This window comes from Caballeronia sp. A2-2 (genome assembly GCF_057612605.2).
In genome coordinates this window covers 3,186,836-3,206,134 of the sequence record NZ_CM172587.1, presented here as the reverse complement: position 1 = coordinate 3,206,134, position 19,299 = coordinate 3,186,836, and the positions used below count along the sequence as shown (strand labels likewise).

General features: G+C 63.1%; 21 protein-coding genes. 16 read left to right on the top strand and 5 right to left on the bottom strand.

The genetic code is table 11. From position 1 onward, the window contains the following. Nucleotides 1-178: 178 nt before the first annotated feature. Together ACZCWR_RS15175 and groL are read left to right on the top strand one after the other, a co-directional pair. Entirely contained in the window at nucleotides 179-469 is a 291-nt protein-coding gene (locus tag ACZCWR_RS15175; protein ID WP_061122614.1) for a co-chaperone GroES, read from the top strand. A gap of 101 nt (nucleotides 470-570) precedes the next feature. Next, nucleotides 571-2,211 carry a chaperonin GroEL gene (gene groL / locus ACZCWR_RS15170; protein ID WP_487301544.1) on the top strand — a complete coding sequence of 547 codons (1,641 nt, stop codon included), beginning with the start codon at nucleotides 571-573 and terminating at the stop codon, nucleotides 2,209-2,211. A 96-nt stretch (nucleotides 2,212-2,307) separates the two neighbouring features. Here the strand turns inward: groL and ACZCWR_RS15165 are convergent, their stop codons facing one another. From ACZCWR_RS15165 to thiD, 3 genes are read right to left on the bottom strand one after another with little or no spacing between them, the layout of a single operon-like run. Further along, a complete protein-coding gene (locus ACZCWR_RS15165) occupies nucleotides 2,308-2,736 on the bottom strand; it encodes a hypothetical protein (protein ID WP_487301543.1) in 429 nt (142 codons plus the stop codon). A 25-nt stretch (nucleotides 2,737-2,761) separates the two neighbouring features. Then, a complete protein-coding gene (locus ACZCWR_RS15160; protein ID WP_487301542.1) occupies nucleotides 2,762-3,547 on the bottom strand; it encodes a DUF72 domain-containing protein in 786 nt (261 codons plus the stop codon). Between the two features lie 36 nt (nucleotides 3,548-3,583). Continuing rightward, nucleotides 3,584-4,459 carry a bifunctional hydroxymethylpyrimidine kinase/phosphomethylpyrimidine kinase gene (thiD, locus tag ACZCWR_RS15155; RefSeq protein WP_487303341.1) on the bottom strand — a complete coding sequence of 292 codons (876 nt, stop codon included), beginning with the start codon at nucleotides 4,457-4,459 and terminating at the stop codon, nucleotides 3,584-3,586. A 293-nt stretch (nucleotides 4,460-4,752) separates the two neighbouring features. On the opposite strand from thiD, the gene ACZCWR_RS15150 reads away from it, so the two are divergent. Beyond that, complete coding sequence (locus ACZCWR_RS15150; protein ID WP_025527884.1) at nucleotides 4,753-4,923, top strand: rubredoxin; 171 nt, start codon at nucleotides 4,753-4,755, stop codon at nucleotides 4,921-4,923. 288 nt (nucleotides 4,924-5,211) lie between these two features. Next, nucleotides 5,212-6,609 (top strand): hypothetical protein, encoded by a 1,398-nt coding sequence (locus ACZCWR_RS15145; RefSeq protein WP_487301541.1) that lies wholly within the window; start codon nucleotides 5,212-5,214, stop codon nucleotides 6,607-6,609. On the opposite strand, the gene ACZCWR_RS15140 is transcribed toward ACZCWR_RS15145, so the two are convergent. Then, complete coding sequence (locus tag ACZCWR_RS15140) at nucleotides 6,599-8,116, bottom strand: cryptochrome/photolyase family protein (protein ID WP_487301540.1); 1,518 nt, start codon at nucleotides 8,114-8,116, stop codon at nucleotides 6,599-6,601. The genes ACZCWR_RS15145 and ACZCWR_RS15140 overlap by 11 nt on opposite strands. A 30-nt stretch (nucleotides 8,117-8,146) precedes the next feature. Between ACZCWR_RS15140 and ACZCWR_RS15135 the strand changes: the two genes are divergently transcribed. Genes ACZCWR_RS15135 through ACZCWR_RS15110 form a run of 6 tightly spaced genes read left to right on the top strand, consistent with a single transcriptional unit; the run spans nucleotide 8,147 to nucleotide 12,785 of the window. Further along, complete coding sequence (locus tag ACZCWR_RS15135; RefSeq protein WP_487301539.1) at nucleotides 8,147-8,725, top strand: YqgE/AlgH family protein; 579 nt, start codon at nucleotides 8,147-8,149, stop codon at nucleotides 8,723-8,725. Continuing rightward, nucleotides 8,722-9,168, top strand: a complete 447-nt coding sequence (gene ruvX / locus ACZCWR_RS15130; RefSeq protein ID WP_487301538.1) for a Holliday junction resolvase RuvX — start codon at nucleotides 8,722-8,724, stop codon at nucleotides 9,166-9,168. Before ACZCWR_RS15135 ends, ruvX begins: the two co-directional genes overlap by 4 nt. Further along, nucleotides 9,155-9,673 carry a bifunctional pyr operon transcriptional regulator/uracil phosphoribosyltransferase PyrR gene (pyrR, locus tag ACZCWR_RS15125; protein ID WP_487301537.1) on the top strand — a complete coding sequence of 173 codons (519 nt, stop codon included), beginning with the start codon at nucleotides 9,155-9,157 and terminating at the stop codon, nucleotides 9,671-9,673. Before ruvX ends, pyrR begins: the two co-directional genes overlap by 14 nt. A 53-nt stretch (nucleotides 9,674-9,726) precedes the next feature. Then, nucleotides 9,727-10,749 carry an aspartate carbamoyltransferase catalytic subunit gene (locus ACZCWR_RS15120; protein ID WP_487301536.1) on the top strand — a complete coding sequence of 341 codons (1,023 nt, stop codon included), beginning with the start codon at nucleotides 9,727-9,729 and terminating at the stop codon, nucleotides 10,747-10,749. Nucleotides 10,750-10,752: 3 nt separating this feature from the next. Then, a complete protein-coding gene (locus ACZCWR_RS15115; RefSeq protein ID WP_487301535.1) occupies nucleotides 10,753-12,030 on the top strand; it encodes a dihydroorotase in 1,278 nt (425 codons plus the stop codon). Between the two features lie 2 nt (nucleotides 12,031-12,032). Continuing rightward, a complete protein-coding gene (locus ACZCWR_RS15110) occupies nucleotides 12,033-12,785 on the top strand; it encodes a lysophospholipid acyltransferase family protein (RefSeq protein WP_487301534.1) in 753 nt (250 codons plus the stop codon). 26 nt (nucleotides 12,786-12,811) lie between these two features. Here ACZCWR_RS15110 and ACZCWR_RS15105 read toward each other — a convergent pair whose 3' ends face one another. Beyond that, entirely contained in the window at nucleotides 12,812-13,684 is an 873-nt protein-coding gene (locus ACZCWR_RS15105; protein ID WP_487301533.1) for a symmetrical bis(5'-nucleosyl)-tetraphosphatase, read from the bottom strand. Nucleotides 13,685-14,141: 457 nt separating this feature from the next. Between ACZCWR_RS15105 and rfbB the strand changes: the two genes are divergently transcribed. From rfbB to ACZCWR_RS15075, 6 genes are all read left to right on the top strand, one after another. Then, nucleotides 14,142-15,203 carry a dTDP-glucose 4,6-dehydratase gene (gene rfbB / locus ACZCWR_RS15100; protein WP_487301532.1) on the top strand — a complete coding sequence of 354 codons (1,062 nt, stop codon included), beginning with the start codon at nucleotides 14,142-14,144 and terminating at the stop codon, nucleotides 15,201-15,203. A gap of 11 nt (nucleotides 15,204-15,214) precedes the next feature. After that, the gene (gene rfbA / locus ACZCWR_RS15095; RefSeq protein WP_487301531.1) at nucleotides 15,215-16,096 is read left to right on the top strand and encodes a glucose-1-phosphate thymidylyltransferase RfbA; all 882 of its coding nucleotides are present in this window, start codon (nucleotides 15,215-15,217) and stop codon (nucleotides 16,094-16,096) included. Beyond that, nucleotides 16,093-16,644, top strand: a complete 552-nt coding sequence (gene rfbC / locus ACZCWR_RS15090) for a dTDP-4-dehydrorhamnose 3,5-epimerase (RefSeq protein WP_487301530.1) — start codon at nucleotides 16,093-16,095, stop codon at nucleotides 16,642-16,644. The genes rfbA and rfbC overlap by 4 nt, the downstream gene beginning before the upstream one ends. Before the next feature lie 6 nt (nucleotides 16,645-16,650). Further along, nucleotides 16,651-17,562: a dTDP-4-dehydrorhamnose reductase gene (gene rfbD, locus ACZCWR_RS15085; protein ID WP_487301529.1), complete on the top strand. Its 912-nt coding sequence runs from the start codon at nucleotides 16,651-16,653 to the stop codon at nucleotides 17,560-17,562. 79 nt (nucleotides 17,563-17,641) lie between these two features. Further along, complete coding sequence (locus ACZCWR_RS15080; RefSeq protein ID WP_487301528.1) at nucleotides 17,642-18,538, top strand: hypothetical protein; 897 nt, start codon at nucleotides 17,642-17,644, stop codon at nucleotides 18,536-18,538. A gap of 4 nt (nucleotides 18,539-18,542) precedes the next feature. Then, on the top strand, nucleotides 18,543-19,298 hold the full coding sequence (locus tag ACZCWR_RS15075) for a GNAT family N-acetyltransferase (RefSeq protein ID WP_487301527.1): 756 nt from the start codon (nucleotides 18,543-18,545) through the stop codon (nucleotides 19,296-19,298). The last annotated feature ends 1 nt before the right edge of the window (nucleotide 19,299 follow it).

Sequence of the window (19,299 nt, the reverse complement as noted above, 5' to 3'; positions counted from 1 at the left end):
CGACCAATATTCGCGCTTCTGGCCTCACCCCTCCTTGAAATTGTCAAATCCCGTCCATATAATTGGCACTCACCGCACGAGAGTGCTAACAAGATTGCCGTCGGGCGGGTGAGAGCACAATCGAACTCAAAAGACGGGTTTTCCCGAGTATTCAGTCTCAATCAAGACAGGAGTGTGTATGAACCTTCGTCCTTTGCACGATCGCGTCATCGTCAAACGTCTGGACCAGGAAACCAAGACCGCATCGGGAATCGTGATTCCGGAAGCCGCGGCAGAAAAGCCGGATCAAGGCGAAGTCCTGGCCATCGGCCCGGGCAAGCGCGATGACAAGGGCACGCAAAACGCCCTCGACGTGAAGGTGGGCGACCGCGTGCTGTTCGGCAAGTACGCCGGCCAGACCGTCAAGGTCGACGGGCAGGAACTGCTCGTCATGCGCGAAGAAGACATCATGGCCGTTCTGGTCAAGTAAGCATCCTTCCTGCACGTTCGGCTTCGCTTTCATAAGCCGCAGCCTTCCAACGGGCGCGAGAAGCGAAGCCTGCAAATCGAATCGAATCAAGGAGTCTGGATATGGCAGCTAAAGAAGTCACTTTTGGCGATTCCGCACGCGCCAAGATGGTCGAAGGCGTGAACATCCTGGCCAACGCGGTCAAGGTCACGCTGGGTCCGAAGGGCCGCAATGTCGTGCTCGAGCGTTCTTTCGGCGGCCCGACGGTCACCAAGGACGGCGTTTCGGTCGCCAAGGAAATCGAACTGAAGGACAAGCTTCAGAACATGGGCGCGCAAATGGTCAAGGAAGTCGCTTCCAAGACCAGCGACAACGCAGGTGACGGCACCACGACCGCTACCGTGCTCGCGCAATCCATCGTTCGCGAAGGCATGAAGTACGTCGCATCGGGCATGAACCCGATGGACCTGAAGCGCGGCATCGACAAGGCGGTTTCGGCTGCCATCGAAGAACTGCGCAAGATCAGCAAGCCCTGCACGACGAACAAGGAAATCGCTCAGGTCGGCTCGATCTCGGCGAACAGCGACACGTCCATCGGTGACCGTATCGCCGAAGCCATGGACAAGGTCGGCAAGGAAGGCGTCATCACCGTCGAAGACGGCAAGTCGCTGGAAGACGAGCTGGACGTCGTGGAAGGCATGCAGTTCGATCGCGGCTACCTGTCGCCGTACTTCATCAACAATCCGGACAAGCAAGTTGCCGTGCTCGAGAACCCGTTCGTGCTGCTGCACGACAAGAAGGTGTCGAACATTCGCGACCTTCTCCCGGTGCTCGAACAAGTCGCCAAGGCTGGCCGTCCGCTGCTGATCATCGCTGAAGACGTCGAAGGCGAAGCGCTGGCTACGCTGGTTGTGAACAACATCCGCGGCATTCTCAAGACCGTTGCTGTGAAGGCTCCGGGCTTTGGCGACCGTCGCAAGGCCATGCTGGAAGACATCGCGATCCTGACCGGCGGTCAAGTTGTCGCGGAAGAAACCGGCCTCACGCTCGAAAAGGCAACGCTGGCCGAACTGGGTCAGGCGAAGCGTATCGAAGTGGGCAAGGAAAACACGACGATCATCGATGGCGCTGGCGAAGCCGTGAACATCGAAGCGCGCGTGAAGCAAGTGCGCAAGCAGATCGAAGAAGCGACGTCGGACTACGACCGTGAAAAGCTGCAAGAGCGCGTGGCCAAGCTGGCCGGCGGCGTTGCAGTGATCAAGGTCGGCGCTGCGACCGAAGTCGAAATGAAGGAAAAGAAGGCACGTGTCGAAGACGCACTGCACGCCACGCGCGCGGCTGTGGAAGAAGGCATCGTGGCGGGCGGCGGTGTTGCGCTGATCCGTGCGCGTCGTGCGATCGACGGCCTGAAGGGTGCAAACCCGGATCAGGACGCCGGCATCAAGATCGTTCTGCGTGCAATGGAAGAACCGCTGCGCCAGATCGTCACGAACGGCGGCGAAGAAGCCTCGGTGGTCGTGGCGGCTGTGGCTCAGGGCACGGGCAACTACGGCTACAACGCAGCCACCGGCGAGTACGGTGATCTGGTCGAAGCCGGCGTCGTGGACCCGACGAAGGTCACGCGCACTGCGCTGCAAAACGCGGCATCGGTGGCAGGCCTGCTGCTGACGACCGACGCAGCCGTTGCCGAACTGCCGAAGGACGACGCTCCGATGGCGGGCGGCATGCCCGGCGGCATGGGCGGCATGGGCATGGACATGTAATAAGGCTTCGCCCTCGTTACCGGTTTCATCCCGGCAGTACGAAAAAGCCCGCAGCGATGCGGGCTTTTTTTCGTCTATACGTTTCGCGCGAAGGCGCTATTTGTTCATCTCATCCCGCAACTTCTGGGCGGCCGCTTTGTAGTCGTAGGTCGGATAAAACTCCGTCCGATACCCGCCCCATGCCGTCGTTTCTATCGCGCGATTCACCTCGCGCAGACGGTCAGCGGGCACGCGCAACGTCACCACCTGACCGATGCCCATCATCACATACCACGACACTACCTCAACGCCCGGCGGCGGAAACTGCTTGAAGTAGCCTTGTTCCTTCAGTTGCTGATTGATCTGCGGCAGCGTCTTCGACTCGTCGTGCTTGAGGAAGATGGTGAGCAGGAACGTACCATCGCCGACCGGCTTGGATTCTGGCGGCGGCGATTGTTGAGCGTGAGCGGGCAAGGCGAAATGGAACAGGGAAACGAGCAAAGAAACTTGTACGAGACGTGCGATTCGTCTTGCCGACCTATGCATCGAGCATGCTCCCGAAGTAAAGAGGCTATTTATGCGGCTTGTGATGAGTCCGCAGCCGTTCCAGCAAATGCAACGCGTTGGGCTGCGCGTGTCCTTCGGCGGTGTTATCGAACACGCACCAGACCTCGGGCGTTTTCTTCGCGCGTGCATGCAGCGTGCGCGCGAGATCGTCGAGATAGGTGTAGTTGTACGAAGACTTGTACAGCTCGGGCGAGCCGTGCAGCCGCACATAGACCAGCGACGTATCCGCGCGATGCTTGATCTCGCAGTCGTCGGGGATCGGATCGGCGTCCACGTACGCGATGTGATGCGCCTTCAGCAGCGCCGCCGCTTGCGTGGTGAACCACGTCGGATGCCGCGCCTCGCACGCGACCGGCAGCTTGGTGCGTTCGCGCAGCGCCTTGAAAAACGCTTCGGCCGCGTCGTGTTCGAACGGCAAACTCGGCGGCAATTGCGTGAGCCAGCAACCGAGTTTGTCGCCCAACTGACCGGCCGACGCCAGGAATTCATCGATCAGCGCTTCGGTATTCGCGAGCCGCGCATCGTGCGTGATCGACTTCGGCAGCTTCACCGAAAAGCGGAACGATTCCGGCACGCTCTCCGCCCAATGCGCATAAGTCTGTTCGCGATGCGGCTTGTAGAAGCTCGAATTGATCTCGACGCACGTCAGCACATGCGCGAAGCGTTCCAGATGCGAGCCTTCGGCGGGAAAGCTCGACGACACGGCGCTCGACAGTCCCCAACCCGCGCAGCCGATGCGGATCGCGCCCTGCGGGCCGGGTTTGTGCAGATGGGGCAGACGGTACGGCATGCGCTCGCGAAGCCTCCCTCGGTTATGGTCTGACGTCTAGTGCCGCGCTTCTCCGGGCAAGCCCGGCGGATCGTCGGGGAGCGCAGGGGATTCGCCGTCTTCATCCACATCGTTCGCGCGCGCCCAGAAAAACCGGTCCGGGAGATACGCGCCCATGCCCGGACGGAACGCCGCGCGCGCCGCCTGAAACACGTACTCCTGCGCTTCCCGCGCGGCTTCCGCAGGTTCCTGTCCGTTGGCAAGCAAAGCGGCAACAGCAGACCCGAGTGTATCCGTCAGACCCGTCACGCGATTCACGCCGCGCTCCCACATATCCTGCCGAACCTGTCCTTCCTCGCTGTACAACGTGTTGACGTGACTGTGCGAGCCAATTTCCATCGCCAGCACATACTCGCAGCCTTGCGCGAGGATATGCGAGATCGCGCTGTCGAGCGTCGGCGCTTCGGCGTCGCTGTCCGGCTGCGCGAGTTGCAGCAGCGTCGCGTGATCGGCGATCAGCATGGTCGTCTGCGGCACCAGCAAATCAGCCAGCGACTCGCGCAACTCGTCGGCGGACAGCACGTGTTCGTCGTCGAGCGTGAAATCCGGCGCGAGGATCAGCGGGACGTCGTCGTAGTCGGACACGACTTCGGCGATCGCGGAAACCACTTCTGCACGCGTCGCCGCGCCGACCTTGAACGCCATCACCGGCATGTCCTCCAGCAACATGCGCGCCTGCGCGGCCACGGTGTCGGGGTCGAGCCCGTTCACTTCGTCGCAGGTGGCGGAATCCCGCACGGCGTAGCCGGTCAGCACGGTCACGCCGTGACAGCCCATGCTCGCGAGCGTCAGCAGGTCGGCCTGCAGGCCGGAACCGCCGGTCGGGTCCGAGAGGCCGAAAGTCATTACGATCGGGGGAGAGTCGCCGGTCATGGCAAATACGGACATTGTGATATTGGTGTGCTCGTGTAGAACGGTCTGACATCGAGCGAGCCTTGAGACGCACCCGCGCAGCACGCTCGATCATCTTTGGATTATGGTTCGATTATGCGGCCTAATGCCTCCAGTCTGCTGTCTTTGCGCACTTTTTTCGGGCGCGCGGGATTGTTTCGTGCGTCCCGTCATGCTTGTGCGCACGAGCCGGGCGGGCAGCTTGCTAGGCATCGTAACCGCAACACGGTACCATCATGTCCTAATTTCAATCGATCAATCGACGCGGCATAAGTATGGAATACAGAAGCTGGATGTGCCTGATCTGCGGCTGGATCTACGACGAGGAAGCGGGCCTGCCCGAAGAGGGCATCGCGCCCGGCACGCGTTGGGAGGACGTTCCGATCAACTGGACCTGCCCGGAATGCGGAGCCCGCAAGGAAGATTTCGAAATGGTCCAGATCTGATCCGCATGGTTCACCGCGCCGCATGATTCGCGTCATGCGGCGCGCATCGTTTTGCGGGCCGCGTTCTTGCTCGGTGCAGAAGCGCGCTGGTTTCGTTTTGCTCGTGGAGCATCGGGACCGTTTCGCCGCGAGCGTTATCGATTTCCCGTCCCGGCGGTTTAATGCATACGCCTGGGAGCCGGGAAGGCTTCGCTTTCCCCCAGCAGACTTGCCGGGAAAGCGGAGCAACCGAATGCGCGCCGGTTCGTCCCGCGTAACTGCGTATCCGCATCCGCCTGTGAGCGCCCTATGACCTCTCGCCCTGATCTCACCATTGCGCCCGACGTGCTGCCTAATCCGCGCGGCGGATCGGTGCGGCTCGCCGAGATGGCGCTCGCCGATGCGCTCCACGCGTTGCAGCGTCAGGGCGAAACTGCGCCGGCGCTCAAGCGCGCGATTTCCGCGCTGCATTCGGCGGGATGGCTGCCTGCGCAGCGTTTCGCGGAAGCGCTGGCGCTCGTCGCGCCGCTCGGCGATGAATCGGAAGCCACGCGCGGACGCATCCTCGATGCGCTTTCGGCCTTCGGCGCGGCGGTGGAGCGTCACAATCTGCGCGAACTGTCGTGCTCGACGACACTGTTCGAACACTATCGCGGCTTGCATGCGCTGCTTGCCACGCATACGCGCATCGCGCCAGTTTCCTACGACGATCTGGCGCTCGCAGGCCGCGCCATCGCGCCCGCAACGCTCGCGGAGATCGCGCCCGACCGGCTTGCCCGCATCCGCGCGCGTTACGAGGAAGCGTTGCTCAAGCTGCTGCGCGCACCCGCCGGTCCGACCGACGAACTGTTCGCGCCGCTCGACGAATGTCTCGGCGAACTCGGCGGCCCCGATCCCTACGACTTCTGGCGGCTCGCGCTCAACACCGTGTGGGCGCTACGCGAGCGCGTCGAGCGTCGCTATGGCGCGGAATCGGCGGATCACGCGGACGCGCGGCGTCTCTATGCGCGTTTCAATCTCGTGCTCGCGGATCAGGCCAACGCGCTCATGTACGCGCCGCGTTCGCTGGTGCGCGCGACGCTCGCACTCTTATGGCGTGATTTCGCCTTGCATGGCGCGACGTCCGCCGACACCGAACGCGTGGACGTATTGCGCGATTACGGCCTGACGGTCGCATGGCACGTCGTCGCGACGCCCGATTCCGAAGCCGTCTGGGAGCAGGCCACGGAAGACGGCGCGCGCAACGCGGCCACGCGCGATCTCGGCGTGCTGCGCGTGAACGCGGCCGCGTACGAGGACTTCTTGCAGAGCGCGGAGGCATCGATAGAAGGGTTGGTCGAGCGCGGCGCGCAGGCCAGTGAAACCGGCACCGTGGATGCATCGGCGGCACTGAGTGCGGCCAATGCATCGCACCGGCTGGGCGCGGCGGCGTGCGCGCTCGGGCTGGGCCACGTCGCGCAGCTTGCCGATACGCTGGGTCTCGCGTGGCGTCGCGTCGCGCATCATGGTGAGACGCAGCCAGCGGCCATCGATGGCACGAACTCCACCGATACACGCGGCCTCGACGCCGCCGTGCCCGAACGCGCCGCCCAAATGCTGCGCTCGATGCTGCATCAGGCCGCCGCGGGCATCGCGCCATCGGAAGGGCGGGCGTCGATCGTCGCGCTCACCACGATGATCGAACGCCCGATCGAGCTCAGGCGCTGACGTCTTCGTCCCGTTCATCGCGGGCGTCCTGCTTGCCCGTCGCGCGTTTGCCCGGCCCGCGCACCACGCCATAACGCGCAAGCGTGCGTTTTCTCGCGGCATCGTGATCGATGATCGGCTGCGGATACTCCGCGCCGAGCGAAATTTTCGCGGCCTTCAGCGCATCCGGTTTGGCGAGCCACGGCGCGTGAATATCGCGCTCCGACAAGCCTGCGATCTCCGGCACGTAATGACGAATGAACGTGCCTGCCGAATCGAACTTCTGTGACTGCGTGACCGGATTGAAGATGCGGAAGTACGGCTGCGCATCGCATCCGCTCGATGACGCCCACTGCCAGCCGCCGTTATTGTTCGACAACTCGAAATCGTTGAGCAGTGCCTCGAAATACGCCTCGCCGCGCCGCCAGTCGATACCCAGATCCTTCGTCAGAAAGCTCGCCACCACCATCCGCAGACGGTTGTGCATGTAGCCCGATTCGTTGATCTGGCGCATGGCGGCATCCACGAGCGGATAGCCCGTTTGCCCCGCGCACCAAGCCGCGAAATTCGCCTCGGCGGCATCGCCCGTTTCCCATTCGATTCGATCGTATTCCGGCCGGAACGCGCGATGATCCCCCGGCACGCCGATATGCGGAAAATGGTGCAGCACGGAGAAGTAGAACTCCCGCCAGATCAGTTCGCCGAGCCACGTTTGCGCGCCCTTACTGCCGTGACGTTGCGCATCGTGCGCCACGCGGGCGAGCGCGCGAATCGAGATCGTGCCGTGACGCAGATGCACGCCGAGATAACTCGGACCCTTGCGCGCCGGAAATTCGCGCGCGTGATCGTAGTCGGCCATGCGGTCGCGAAAGTCATCGAAGAGTTCGTATGCGCCGCTCGTGCCAGCGGGGAACGCGGGCGCGTGGGCATCCGCGAAACCGAGTTGCGCGAGCGTCGGCATGGCGTGCTTCACGTTCGAGGGCGGCTTCGTCAGCGCGTTCAGATGATCTTCCGATGCATACGGCTTCAACGCATCCGGCGTGAGCGTGTCGAGCCACTTACGCTTGTACGGCGTGAAGACCGTGTAAGGCTTGTCCGCGCCCGTCATCACCGTGTCATGATCGAAAACGGCCTGATCCTTGAAGCTGAAGAACGCAATGTCCGCGCTTGCCAACTTTTTGGCCACCGCATCGTCGCGTTCTTTCGCGGATAGTTCGTAGTCGCGATTGGTGAACACGGCATCGACACCACATTCGCGCGCGAGCGCCGGAATCTCGTGCAACGGATGCCCGTGCCGCACGATCAACCCGCCGCCCGCCTCGCGCAAGGTGCGATCGAGTTCGACCGCGCTCGCATGAATAAACGCCACGCGGCGGTCCTTTTTATCGAGCGGCGCGAGGATATCGCGGTCGAAAACGAACGCACACAGCACGCGGCGGCAGCGAGTTAGCGCATGATAGAGTGCAGCATTGTCTGCTGCGCGCAGGTCCCGCCGAAACCAGATCAAACCCAGCTCGAAGTCGGCCATCTTGCAGCGCCTTTGGTAAAATTGCGAATTATGTCCAAGACTTCCGATCGCATCAATTTGACGAATCAGTTCCTGATTGCCATGCCGTCCATGGCCGATCCGACGTTTTCAGGAACCGTGGTCTACCTCTGCGATCACACCGAGAAAGGTGCGCTTGGCCTCGTCATCAACCGGCCGACCGACATCGATCTCCAGTCGCTTTTTCAACGTATCGATCTCAAGCTGGAGATCGAACCGCTCGTCCATCTTCCCGTGTATTTTGGCGGTCCTGTCCAAACGGAGCGCGGCTTCGTGCTGCACGAGGAAGGCGAGGGCGAACCGTATAGCTCATCCATGAGCGTGCCCGGCGGCCTTGCCATGACCACTTCGAAAGACGTGCTCGAAGCAGTCGCCAGCGGCAAGGGCCCCGACCGTTTCCTGCTCACGCTCGGCCATGCCGGTTGGGGCGCGGGCCAGCTCGAAGAGGAAATCTCCCGCAACGGATGGCTCACGGTGGAAGCAGACCCGCGCGTCATTTTCGATGTTCCCGCCGAAGAACGCCTCGAAGCCGCGCTTTCGCTGCTCGGCGTGTCGCGCTCCACGTTGTCGGGCGAAGCAGGGCACGCATGAGCCGCGAAGCCACGCTGCTGGCATTCGATTACGGCGAGAAACGCATCGGGGTGGCGGTCGGCAACACGCTGACTCGCAATGCGCGTGCCCTGGTCGTGGTGGAGAACCGCAATCGCGAATATCGCTTCGATGCCGTGGGCAAGCTGCTCGACGAATGGAAGCCGAATGCCGTGGTCGTCGGCATGCCGATGCATCCCGATGGCACGCCGCACGAAATGAGCGCGATGGCCAGGCGCTTCGGCAATCAACTGAACGGGCGCTTTAACGTGCCGGTGCAATGGGTGGACGAACGCTATTCGTCCGTCGATGCCAAGGCCGATCTTCGCGCGCGCGGCGTGCGCACCAACGCGCGCGGCCGCTATGACGACATCGATGCCGAAGCCGCCCGCGTCATCCTTCAACAATACCTCGACGGACTTCCCGACGACCATGAGTTCCATTGACGCCGAAGCGCTCTATAGCGTGCTCGTCGGACAGATTCGCGCGGCGCACGGTGCATCGCTCGCCGCGCAGGATGGCGCGGTGCTCGCGGGCATCTACAGCGGCGGCGTGTGGCTGGTCGAACGGCTCGCGAAGGACCTTGGCGCGAACGCGTTCGGCGTGGTGAACGTGGCGCTGCATCGCGACGATTACGCGAAGAAGGGCTTGCACACCCAGGCGCGCCCTACCGAGTTGCCCTTCGATGTGAACGGCCGCCACATCATCCTGATCGATGACGTGCTGTCCACCGGACGCACCGTGCGCGCGGCCATCAACGAGTTGTACGACTATGGGCGACCGGCGTCGATCGAGCTTGCCGTGCTCGCCGATCGCGGCGGACGCGAAATGCCGATCGGCGCGCGCTTCGTCGGCGGGAATGTCGACGTGCCCGCGAACGAAAACCTCGTGCTCGCGCTGAACGACGACGGCACCTTCGCCTTCACGACGGAAGCACGCGCGAGCCAATAAGCGAAGTCTGTATCGGCTATTACTCAGCAATTCAGGAAAGATCCGGGATCATCATGCAAACGGCCACTCAGGGCGCGGCGGAATCCGACCAGCGCGCCGACACGTTCAGATACGGCTTTCTCAAAGGCAATCCGCAACTCACGAAGAACGGCGAGCTGAAGCATCTGCTCAGTATCGAAGGTTTGCCGCGCTCCATCGTCACACACATTCTCGATACCGCCGAGCAGTTCGTGAGCGTGACCGACCGCGAAGTCAAGAAAGTGCCGCTGCTGCGCGGCAAGTCGGTGTTCAATCTCTTCTTCGAGAACTCCACGCGCACGCGCACCACGTTCGAGATTGCGGCCAAGCGCCTGTCGGCGGACGTGCTGAATTTGAACATCAATGCATCGTCGACGAGCAAGGGTGAATCGCTGCTCGACACGATCAACAACCTCTCCGCGATGCACGCCGATATGTTCGTCGTGCGTCATGCATCGAGCGGTGCGCCGTATCTGATCGCGGAACATTGCGCGCCGCATGTTCATGTGATCAACGCGGGCGACGGCCGTCACGCGCATCCGACGCAGGGCTTGCTCGACATGTACACCATCCGCCATTACAAGCGCGACTTCACGAAGCTGCGCGTGGCAATTGTCGGGGACATTCTGCATTCGCGCGTGGCGCGTTCGGACATTCACGCGCTGACCACGCTCGGCGTGCCGGAAGTGCGCGCCATCGGGCCGCGCACGCTGCTGCCCGGCAATCTCGATCAAATGGGCGTGCACGTGTATCACAACCTCGACGAAGGCTTGAAGGGCGTCGATGTCATCATCATGCTGCGCTTGCAGAACGAGCGGATGAGCGGCGCGTTGCTGCCGTCGGCGCAGGAATATTTCAAGAGTTGGGGACTCACGCCCGAGCGTCTCGCGCTCGCCGCGCCCGATGCCATCGTCATGCATCCGGGGCCGATGAATCGTGGCGTCGAAATCGATTCGCAGGTGGCGGACGGTCCGCAATCCGTCATCCTGAATCAGGTGACTTTCGGTATCGCCGTGCGCATGGCGGTGATGGGTATCGTGGCCGGTAACAGCGACTAAGACATGAAGATCCAGATTCAGGGCGGCACGATCATCGACCCGGCAGCGGGCACGGAAGCACGCAAGGATGTGTTCATCGCGGCGGGGCGGATCGTCGGCATCGGCGAAGCGCCCGCCGATTTTCATGCGGCGAAGGTCATCGATGCGAACGGGCTGTATGTCGCGCCCGGCTTCGTCGATCTCGCCGCGCGGTTGCGCGAACCCGGCTTCGAACACAAGGCGACGCTCGAATCCGAAATGGCCGCCGCGATGGCCGGTGGCGTGACGAGTCTCGTCTGTCCGCCCGACACCGATCCCGTGCTCGACGAACCGGGCCTCGTCGAAATGCTCAAGTTCCGCGCGCAGAAGCTGCATCTGGCGCACGTGTATCCGCTGGGCGCGCTCACGGTTGGGCTCAAGGGCGAGGCCATCACCGAAATGGTGGAGTTGACCGAGGCGGGGTGCATCGGTTTTTCGCAGGCGGATAACCCGATCGTCGATACGCGCACGCTGCTGCGCGCGCTGCAATACGCGACCACGTACGGCTATACCGTGTGGCTGCGTCCGCAAGACGCGTACATGGCGCGCGGCGGCGTGGCGGCGAGCGGCGCGGTGGCCTCGCGGCTCGGGTTGTCGGGCGTGCCGGTGTCGGCGGAAACCATCGAGCTGCATACCATTTTCGAATTGATGCGCGTGACCGGCGCGCGGGTGCATCTGTCGCATCTGTCGTCGGCGGCGGGCGTGGCGCTGGTGCGTGCGGCCAAGGCCGAAAAGCTTGCCGTGACGTGCGATGTCACCGTCAACCACGTGCATCTGACGGATGTGGACATTGGCTACTTCGACTCGCAATTTCGTCTCGATCCGCCGCTGCGTCAGCAACGCGACCGGGATGGCATCCGCGAAGGGTTGGCGGATGGCACCATCGACGCGATCTGTTCCGATCACACGCCGCTCGACGACGACGAAAAGCTGCTGCCGTTCGGCGAAGCCACGCCCGGCACGACCGGTCTCGAACTGCTGCTCTCGCTCACGCTGAAGTGGGCGCGCGAAGCCCGCGTACCGCTGACGAAGGCGCTGGCGTGCATCACTTGCGCGCCTGCCGATGTGTTGAAGTTACCGGCCGGCCGCATCACGACCGGCGCGCTCGCGGACCTCTGCGTGTTCGATGCCAACGCCGAATGGCGTGTCGATCCGCGCAAGCTCAGAAGCCAGGGGCGCAACACGCCGTTCTTAGGCTACGAATTGCCGGCTCGCGTGCGCGCGACGATCGTCGGCGGCCATCTCGCGTACGAGTCGCGCTGAGCATGCTGCTGGCTTTGCGCAAGCTTCGGCTCGTCGTGCATTTGCTGCACGGCACGTGGACGGTGGCGCGGCATTTCCCGCGCGCGACACCCGCCGAGCGCATGACGATGAACCGCGCGTGGTCCATTCGCATGCTCGCGCTGTCGGGCATGAAGCTCGTCGTCCATAACGATCAAGCGCGGCTCGATGCGGGCGTGCTCGTCGTCGGCAATCATATTTCGTGGATCGATATCTACGTCATCAACGCGTGGCGGCCGACGCCGTTCGTCTCGAAAGCGGAGATTCGCAAGTGGCCGGTCGTCGGCTGGCTGGCGGAACAACTGGATACCGTGTTCGTGCAGCGCGAGAAGCGCAGCGACGCGAAGCGCATCATGCACGAGCTTGCGGAGCGTTTGCAGAAGGGCGAAGTGATGTGCGTGTTCCCCGAAGGCACGACCACCGATGGTCAGTCCTTGCTGCCGTTCCACGCGAATATGTTTCAGGCCGCGGTGTCGGCGTGTGTGCCGGTGCAGCCGGTGTGTCTCATGTACGAAGATGCGCGCGGCATGCTCTCGACCGCGCCCGCTTATATCGGCGACATGACATTGAACGATTCGCTGACCACCTTGCTCAAGGCCGAGTCGCTGATCGCTCACGTCTACGTCTGCGAGCCGATTCTCGGTGACGACCGCCGCGCGCTGGCGGCCGCCGCGCAGCAAAGCGTCGCCGATGCGCTGGACGCGATGAAGCGCGACTTGCGCTCGGCCTTGCCGTAGCAAACAGCAAACAGCAAACGCCCGCGTCAGCCCGCGACCCCTCGGCAGTCGTTGCATTTCACCTGCGTGAGCAGGCGTTCCGCCGGATTCGGCATCAGCCGGACGGCGGACAGTTTTTCGCCCCACACACATCCCGAGTCGAGACCAATGAGGTTGTCGCGCATCGTCAGGCCGAGCGCGGCCCAGTGACCGAACACGACGGTGATGTCGGCGGTACGCCGCGACGGCACGTCGAACCACGGCATCTGCCCCGGCGGAGCCGAATCGAGCCCGCCATTGCTCGAAAAATCCATCACGCCGTCGATGCTGCAAAAGCGCAGGCGGGTGAGCGCATTGCAGGTGACGCGCAAGCGGTCGATTCCTTTCAGCTTGTCGCTCCAATGGCTCGGCTCGTTGCCGTAAAGCCCCGCGAGCGTTTCCTTCCAGTTCGGCGCACGCAGCGCGCGATGCAGTTCGTCGGCGAGTTCGAGCAATTGGGTGACGTCCCACTGCGGCAGCACGCCCGCGTGGACCAGCAGCATGCCGTCCTCGAAGTGAGCGAGAGGTCTGAAGCGAATCCAGCGGAGCAGATCCTCGGCATCGGGCGCGGCGAGAATTTCATCGATCGTGTCGCCTTTCTTCGACTTGCGGATGCCTGCCGAGACCGCGAGCAGATGCAGATCGTGATTGCCGAGCACCGGCACCGCGCGATCCCCGAGCGCGATGATGTCGCGCAGCGTGGAGAGCGATTCGCTGCCCCGGTTGATCAGATCGCCGGCAAACCACAGCGGCGCGTCGGCGGGCGGCGCGGCCTTGGCGAGCAAACGCCGGAATGGCGTGCGGCAACCTTGCAGATCGCCGAAGGCGAGCGGAGCGGAACGCGTGGCAGGCGGCAGCGGATGACACGAAGTGGCGTTCATCGGGCAATAAGGGCTGTGGATGCAGCATTCCTGAAAAGGGCTTCATTCTATCGGCTTTGCCGTGCGGCTGATTCGGCTGCTTTCGTGCTCGCCGGACGCAGTTGCTTCGCGCGCACGGATCCTGCTGATGGACATCTTTCTGGCATGGGGACGTGTAGAGACAGCCTTGAAGCGAGATCGAATGTTGCGTCCATGTCGTGCTTTGAGCACGAAATTCGACACGTGAGGAATGTTTCAAGTTGTACCTGCGTGATAGGGCGCTTCCCTGATGGCATATAATGTTGGGTTCGGACATCTTTAATGCGTTGTCCTTGAAAGCGGTTCAACCGCCGGCGCACCGGCACTCTGACGCTTCGCTCGGCGCTTCATGCACCGAAAGCAATGTTGCGACAGGCATTCGAAATCGGCGGGCGTCGAAGTCGACGACACCGGAAAAAGTTAATCCTGAAGGATTTGTATGATTCTTGTGACGGGCGGCGCCGGTTTCATTGGCGCGAATTTCGTGCTCGATTGGTTCACCCATCACGATGAGCCGCTGCTCAACGTAGACAAGCTGACCTATGCAGGCAATCTCGCTACGTTGAAGTCGCTGGAGAACAACGCAGGACACGTGTTCGTGCGGGCCGACATCTGCGACCGCGTCGCAATGGATGCGCTGCTCGCCCAACACAAGCCGCGCGCCATTGTGCATTTCGCCGCGGAAAGCCACGTCGACCGTTCGATCAACGGACCGACGGACTTCATCCAGACCAACGTTGTCGGCACCTTCACGCTGCTGGAGTCGGCGCGCGCGTACTGGAACACGTTGCCGTCCGACGAGCAACGCGCGTTTCGCTTTCTCGCGGTGTCGACCGACGAAGTGTTCGGCTCGCTCGGCCCGGCCGATCCGCAGTTCTCCGAACTCACGCCGTACGCGCCGAACAGCCCGTACTCGGCGACCAAGGCAGCCGCCGATCATCTCGTGCGCGCCTATCACCATACCTACGGCCTGCCCACGCTCACGACCAACTGTTCGAACAATTACGGTCCGTATCACTTTCCCGAAAAGCTGATCCCGCTGGTGATTCATCGTGCGCTGATGGGCCAGCCGCTGCCGGTCTACGGCGATGGTCAGAACGTGCGCGACTGGCTGTATGTCACGGATCACTGCGCGGCCATCCGCGAAGTGCTCGGGCGTGGAACGCCGGGTGAGACTTACAACATCGGCGGCTGGAACGAAAAGACCAATCTCGACGTGGTGCACACGCTGTGCGATCTGCTCGACGAACGCAAGCCGCGCGCACAAGGCTCGTATCGCGACCTGATCACGTTCGTCACCGATCGTCCCGGCCACGATCGCCGTTATGCGATCGACGCCCGCAAGATCGAACACGAACTCGGCTGGAAACCGGCGGAGACGTTCGAGAGCGGCATGCGCAAGACTGTCCACTGGTATCTCGACAATCAGACGTGGGTCGATGACGTGACCTCGGGCGAATACCGCAAATGGGTGGATCTCAACTATGCGCAGCGCGCTTGACGGAGGCCGCAATGGCTCGTAAAGGCATCATCCTGGCCGGCGGCTCCGGCACGCGTCTGTATCCGATCACGCACGCAGTGTCGAAGCAACTGCTGCCGGTCTACGACAAGCCGATGATCTACTATCCGCTGTCGACCCTCATGCTGGCAGGCATCCGGGACGTGCTGATGATCTCCACGCCCGTCGATCTGCCGCGCTTCCAGGCGCTTTTGGGCGACGGCGCGCAGTGGGGCATGAACATCTCGTATGCCGAACAGGCGTCGCCGGACGGCATCGCGCAGGCGTTCATCATCGGCCGGGAGTTCATCGGCGGCGAGGCGTGCGCGCTGGTGCTCGGCGACAACATTTTCCACGGCGACGGGCTCGGGCCGCTGCTGACGCGGGTGTGCGCGCGGACCGACAGCTCGACCGTGTTCGCCTACAAGGTTCACGATCCCGAGCGCTACGGCGTGGTGGAGTTCGACGCGGCCAACCGCGCGGTATCGATCGAGGAAAAGCCGATCAAGCCGCGCTCCGGGTTCGCGGTCACGGGCCTGTACTTCTACGATCACGATGTCTGCGACATTGCCGCCGAGGTCAAGCCATCGCCGCGGGGCGAACTCGAAATCACGGACGTCAATCTCCGCTATCTGGAACTCGGCCGGCTCAATGTGCAGACGCTCGGCCGCGGCTGTGCGTGGCTGGACACCGGCACGCACGACTCGCTGATCGAAGCCTCGACGTTCATCGCGACGCTGCAGCGTCGTCAGGGGCTGATGGTCGCGTGCCCGGAGGAGATCGCGTTTCGTCAGCACTGGATCACCAGCGAACAGTTGCTCGGACTGGTCAAGCCGCTTGTCAAGAGCGGTTACGGAAAGTACCTGCTCGATCTGGTAACGGAGCATCGTTCATGATCTTCGATATCGTCGACACGCGTTTTGACGAGGTCAAACTGATCGATCCGCGCATCTTCCGAGACGAGCGGGGTTTCTTTCTGGAGGCTTTCAACGTCCGCGACGCCGCGAAGCTCGGTATCCACCGCGCATTCGTGCAGGACAACCACTCGTGTTCGGCGCAGCACGTGTTGCGCGGCATGCACTATCAGATCGGACGTCCGCAAGCGAAGCTGGTGCGGGTTGTCGAAGGCGCGATATTCGATGTCGTCGTCGATCTTCGCCGCAGTTCGCCGACCTTCGGGCAATGGCAGGGCTTCGAGCTATCGGCCGACAACAACCGGCAGATGTACGTGCCGGAAGGCTTCGCGCACGGTTTTCTGACCGTCACGCCGCGCGCGCAGGTGATCTACAAGACCAGTGACTATTACTCGCCGGAGCATGAGCGGGCGATCGTCTGGGACGATCCGGATGTCGGAATCGACTGGCCGCTTACCGGCCAGCCGCCGCGCCTCGCCACACGCGACGCCGCCGCGCCTCGCCTGCGCGACGCCGAATGTTTCGAATGAACCAAGATGCGTACTAGCGATTCGCGGACTATTCTCGTCACCGGCGCGGCCGGGCAAGTCGGTTTCGAACTGATGCGCTCGCTGCAAGGGCTCGGTCACGTGATCGGTCTCGATCGCGCCGCGCTCGATCTTGCCGATCCGCTTGCGATCCGGCACGTGATCCGCACGACGAAACCCGCGATGATCGTCAACGCGGCGGCTTATACGGCCGTTGATCGTGCTGAATCGGACGCGGCGATGGCGCACGCGGTCAACACGGTGGCGCCGGAGGTCATGGCGAACGAAGCGCGCGCGCTGGGCGCGGCGCTCGTGCATTTCTCGACCGATTACGTATTCGACGGCGCGAGCGTGGCGCCGTATGCGGAAACGGACGCGACGAATCCGCAGAACGTGTATGGCCGAACCAAGCGCGATGGCGAACAGGCGATCGTCGCGTCGGGTTGCGACCATCTCATCCTTCGCACGAGCTGGGTCTACGCGGCGCGCGGGCAGAATTTCCTGCTGACCATGCTGCGGCTCGGCGCGGAACGCGACGAATTGCGGATCGTGGACGATCAGCACGGCGCGCCGACCTGGGCGAACACGCTCGCCGCAATGACCGCGCAGCTCGTGGCCCTGAGCTTCGCGGGCAGCGAGGACGAGTCCCGGCAATGGTGGCGTGAACATGGCGGCATCTATCACATGACGTGCGCGGGGCAGACGTCGTGGTATGGCTTTGCGCATGCAATCTTCCACGCCGCGGGATGCGAGCGCTTGCCGCGATTGAGCGCGATCGATTCGGCATCGTATCCGGTGGCGGCGAAGCGTCCGGCGCATTCTGTCCTGAGCAATCGTAAGTTGCACGACACGTTCGGCCTGCGCCCGCCTCCGTGGCGCGACGCCCTGACGCTGTGTCTGCAGGAGCGGCGTCACGTATAGCGCCAGCGGCGCTTGCTGGTCCGAAGCACATTCGCGTAGGCGCTTCGGCGTTACTTGTTTTCATCGATACACGACCCTAATGCAAAACCTCAACCGCGACATCTATCAGAACGAGAACAGCGAAACTGAAGCGCGCCCGGAGACCTTCTCGAACTTCGTGAAATTCCTTCGGCGCGATGCACGGCTGCTGATCGTCGGCGCCGTGGTCGGCGCGCTGGTCGGATTCGGATCGAGCTATCTTGCGCACCGGCAATGGCAGGCGTCGCAGGTCGTTCAGATCGGCCAGATTTTCAACGGCACCAACGGCGTGCTGCTCGAAACGCCGCCCAATCTGCTGACTCGGGTGCAGTTGCGCGCGTTCCAGCTCGAGGTGTTGCAGCGGCTCGGCTGGCCGGCGCCGCCGACGGACGACCCCCGCACGCAACTGCTGATGAACAGCCTGCGCGCGAAGGTCTTGTCGAGCGATCTGGTCGAAATCAATGTCAACGGCCGCACCGCCGATGACGCCAAAACCGAACTCGACGCCACGCTGAAGGCGCTGTATGGCCGTCATGAAGCCATGATCACGCCGTCGATCACGCGCATGGACACGGATCTCAACGAGACCACGCAGCGTCTCGCGCAGGCGGAAGACCGCGGCAAGCAACTCGTCGCGCTTGCGCAGGACCGCATGAAGCCTCACTCGGGCGACGCAGGCAATACGTCGACCGACATCATGATTTCCGAGCTGATCAACGGAAACGATCAGACCATCAACGTCTTGCGCGCGCATCGCGACGATATGAAGGAGCGGGTCGATCCGCAGCGCACGTTCCTGACGCGTCCGGTCGGCGCGCTGTCCGCCGGCGATGGCCCGGTCTATCCGCGCCGCGCGGTGATGGCGTTCGCCGGGCTCGTCCTCGGTATCGGGCTGGCGCTGTGCATTTCGTTGTTCTTGTCGTCCCGCGCCACGAAGCGCGGCCGCAGCGATGTCTGATGCAATGCCCGACGCACTGCCCACCGGCCGCGCGGCGATGATCGCACTGTCCGCCATCGATGAAGCGCGCTTTGGCGTGGTGACGGCGAAAGCGAACGCCGTTGCTGTGTCCGAGATCGCGCTGATCGGCGCGCAGTGCCGCGAGCAGAACGTGGCATTGCTGATCCTGCGCATCGACACGTCGCATGTCGCCGCGATGCAGGCCGCCGAGCAGGCGGGCGCGTATCTCGCCGACACGCTGGTGTACTTCGAGCGGCCGGTCGCGGGCATCGGCGAAGCACGGCTGCCCGAAGGCGTGCGTTCGCGCGTCGCCAGCACCGCGGATGCCGACCGCGTGGCCGCCCTCGCGCGTGAAATATTCAAAGGCTACACCGGCCACTATCATTGCGATCCTCGCTTGCCGGCCGATGCCGCCGACGAGGTCTACGTGTCATGGGCGCACGCGACCTGCGCCACGCCCGGCGTCGCCGACGCGGTGCTGCTGCTCGACGACGAGCACGGCCTGGCCGCCTTCTGCGCGCTGCGCGTGATCGGTGCGAATACCGTCGATGTCAGCCTGATCGGCGTGGCCGCGCGTGCGCGCCGGCTCGGGCTGTTCGCCTGTCTGCTGCGCATGGCGGCGCAATGGGGCGCGGCGCGCGGGCTCGATACGATCGAGTATTCGACTCAAATCACGAATATCGCGGCTCAGCGCGGTCTGGCGAAAGCCGGCTTCCTGCCCATGAAAAGCCTTTACACGCTTCATCAATGGTTCGATTAAG

Coding starts and splice junctions, on each gene's coding strand:
- rfbA (WP_487301531.1), top strand. CDS start 15,215: ATGGCTCGTAAAGGCATCATCCTGGCCGGCGGCTCCGGCACGCGTCTG.
- ACZCWR_RS15165 (WP_487301543.1), bottom strand. CDS start 2,736: ATGCATAGGTCGGCAAGACGAATCGCACGTCTCGTACAAGTTTCTTTG.
- pyrR (WP_487301537.1), top strand. CDS start 9,155: ATGAGTTCCATTGACGCCGAAGCGCTCTATAGCGTGCTCGTCGGACAG.
- ruvX (WP_487301538.1), top strand. CDS start 8,722: ATGAGCCGCGAAGCCACGCTGCTGGCATTCGATTACGGCGAGAAACGC.
- ACZCWR_RS15110 (WP_487301534.1), top strand. CDS start 12,033: ATGCTGCTGGCTTTGCGCAAGCTTCGGCTCGTCGTGCATTTGCTGCAC.
- ACZCWR_RS15105 (WP_487301533.1), bottom strand. CDS start 13,684: ATGAACGCCACTTCGTGTCATCCGCTGCCGCCTGCCACGCGTTCCGCT.
- ACZCWR_RS15140 (WP_487301540.1), bottom strand. CDS start 8,116: ATGGCCGACTTCGAGCTGGGTTTGATCTGGTTTCGGCGGGACCTGCGC.
- ACZCWR_RS15145 (WP_487301541.1), top strand. CDS start 5,212: ATGACCTCTCGCCCTGATCTCACCATTGCGCCCGACGTGCTGCCTAAT.
- thiD (WP_487303341.1), bottom strand. CDS start 4,459: ATGACCGGCGACTCTCCCCCGATCGTAATGACTTTCGGCCTCTCGGAC.
- ACZCWR_RS15175 (WP_061122614.1), top strand. CDS start 179: ATGAACCTTCGTCCTTTGCACGATCGCGTCATCGTCAAACGTCTGGAC.
- rfbC (WP_487301530.1), top strand. CDS start 16,093: ATGATCTTCGATATCGTCGACACGCGTTTTGACGAGGTCAAACTGATC.
- ACZCWR_RS15075 (WP_487301527.1), top strand. CDS start 18,543: ATGCCCGACGCACTGCCCACCGGCCGCGCGGCGATGATCGCACTGTCC.
- ACZCWR_RS15080 (WP_487301528.1), top strand. CDS start 17,642: ATGCAAAACCTCAACCGCGACATCTATCAGAACGAGAACAGCGAAACT.
- ACZCWR_RS15120 (WP_487301536.1), top strand. CDS start 9,727: ATGCAAACGGCCACTCAGGGCGCGGCGGAATCCGACCAGCGCGCCGAC.
- rfbD (WP_487301529.1), top strand. CDS start 16,651: ATGCGTACTAGCGATTCGCGGACTATTCTCGTCACCGGCGCGGCCGGG.
- groL (WP_487301544.1), top strand. CDS start 571: ATGGCAGCTAAAGAAGTCACTTTTGGCGATTCCGCACGCGCCAAGATG.
- ACZCWR_RS15150 (WP_025527884.1), top strand. CDS start 4,753: ATGGAATACAGAAGCTGGATGTGCCTGATCTGCGGCTGGATCTACGAC.
- rfbB (WP_487301532.1), top strand. CDS start 14,142: ATGATTCTTGTGACGGGCGGCGCCGGTTTCATTGGCGCGAATTTCGTG.
- ACZCWR_RS15160 (WP_487301542.1), bottom strand. CDS start 3,547: ATGCCGTACCGTCTGCCCCATCTGCACAAACCCGGCCCGCAGGGCGCG.
- ACZCWR_RS15115 (WP_487301535.1), top strand. CDS start 10,753: ATGAAGATCCAGATTCAGGGCGGCACGATCATCGACCCGGCAGCGGGC.
- ACZCWR_RS15135 (WP_487301539.1), top strand. CDS start 8,147: ATGTCCAAGACTTCCGATCGCATCAATTTGACGAATCAGTTCCTGATT.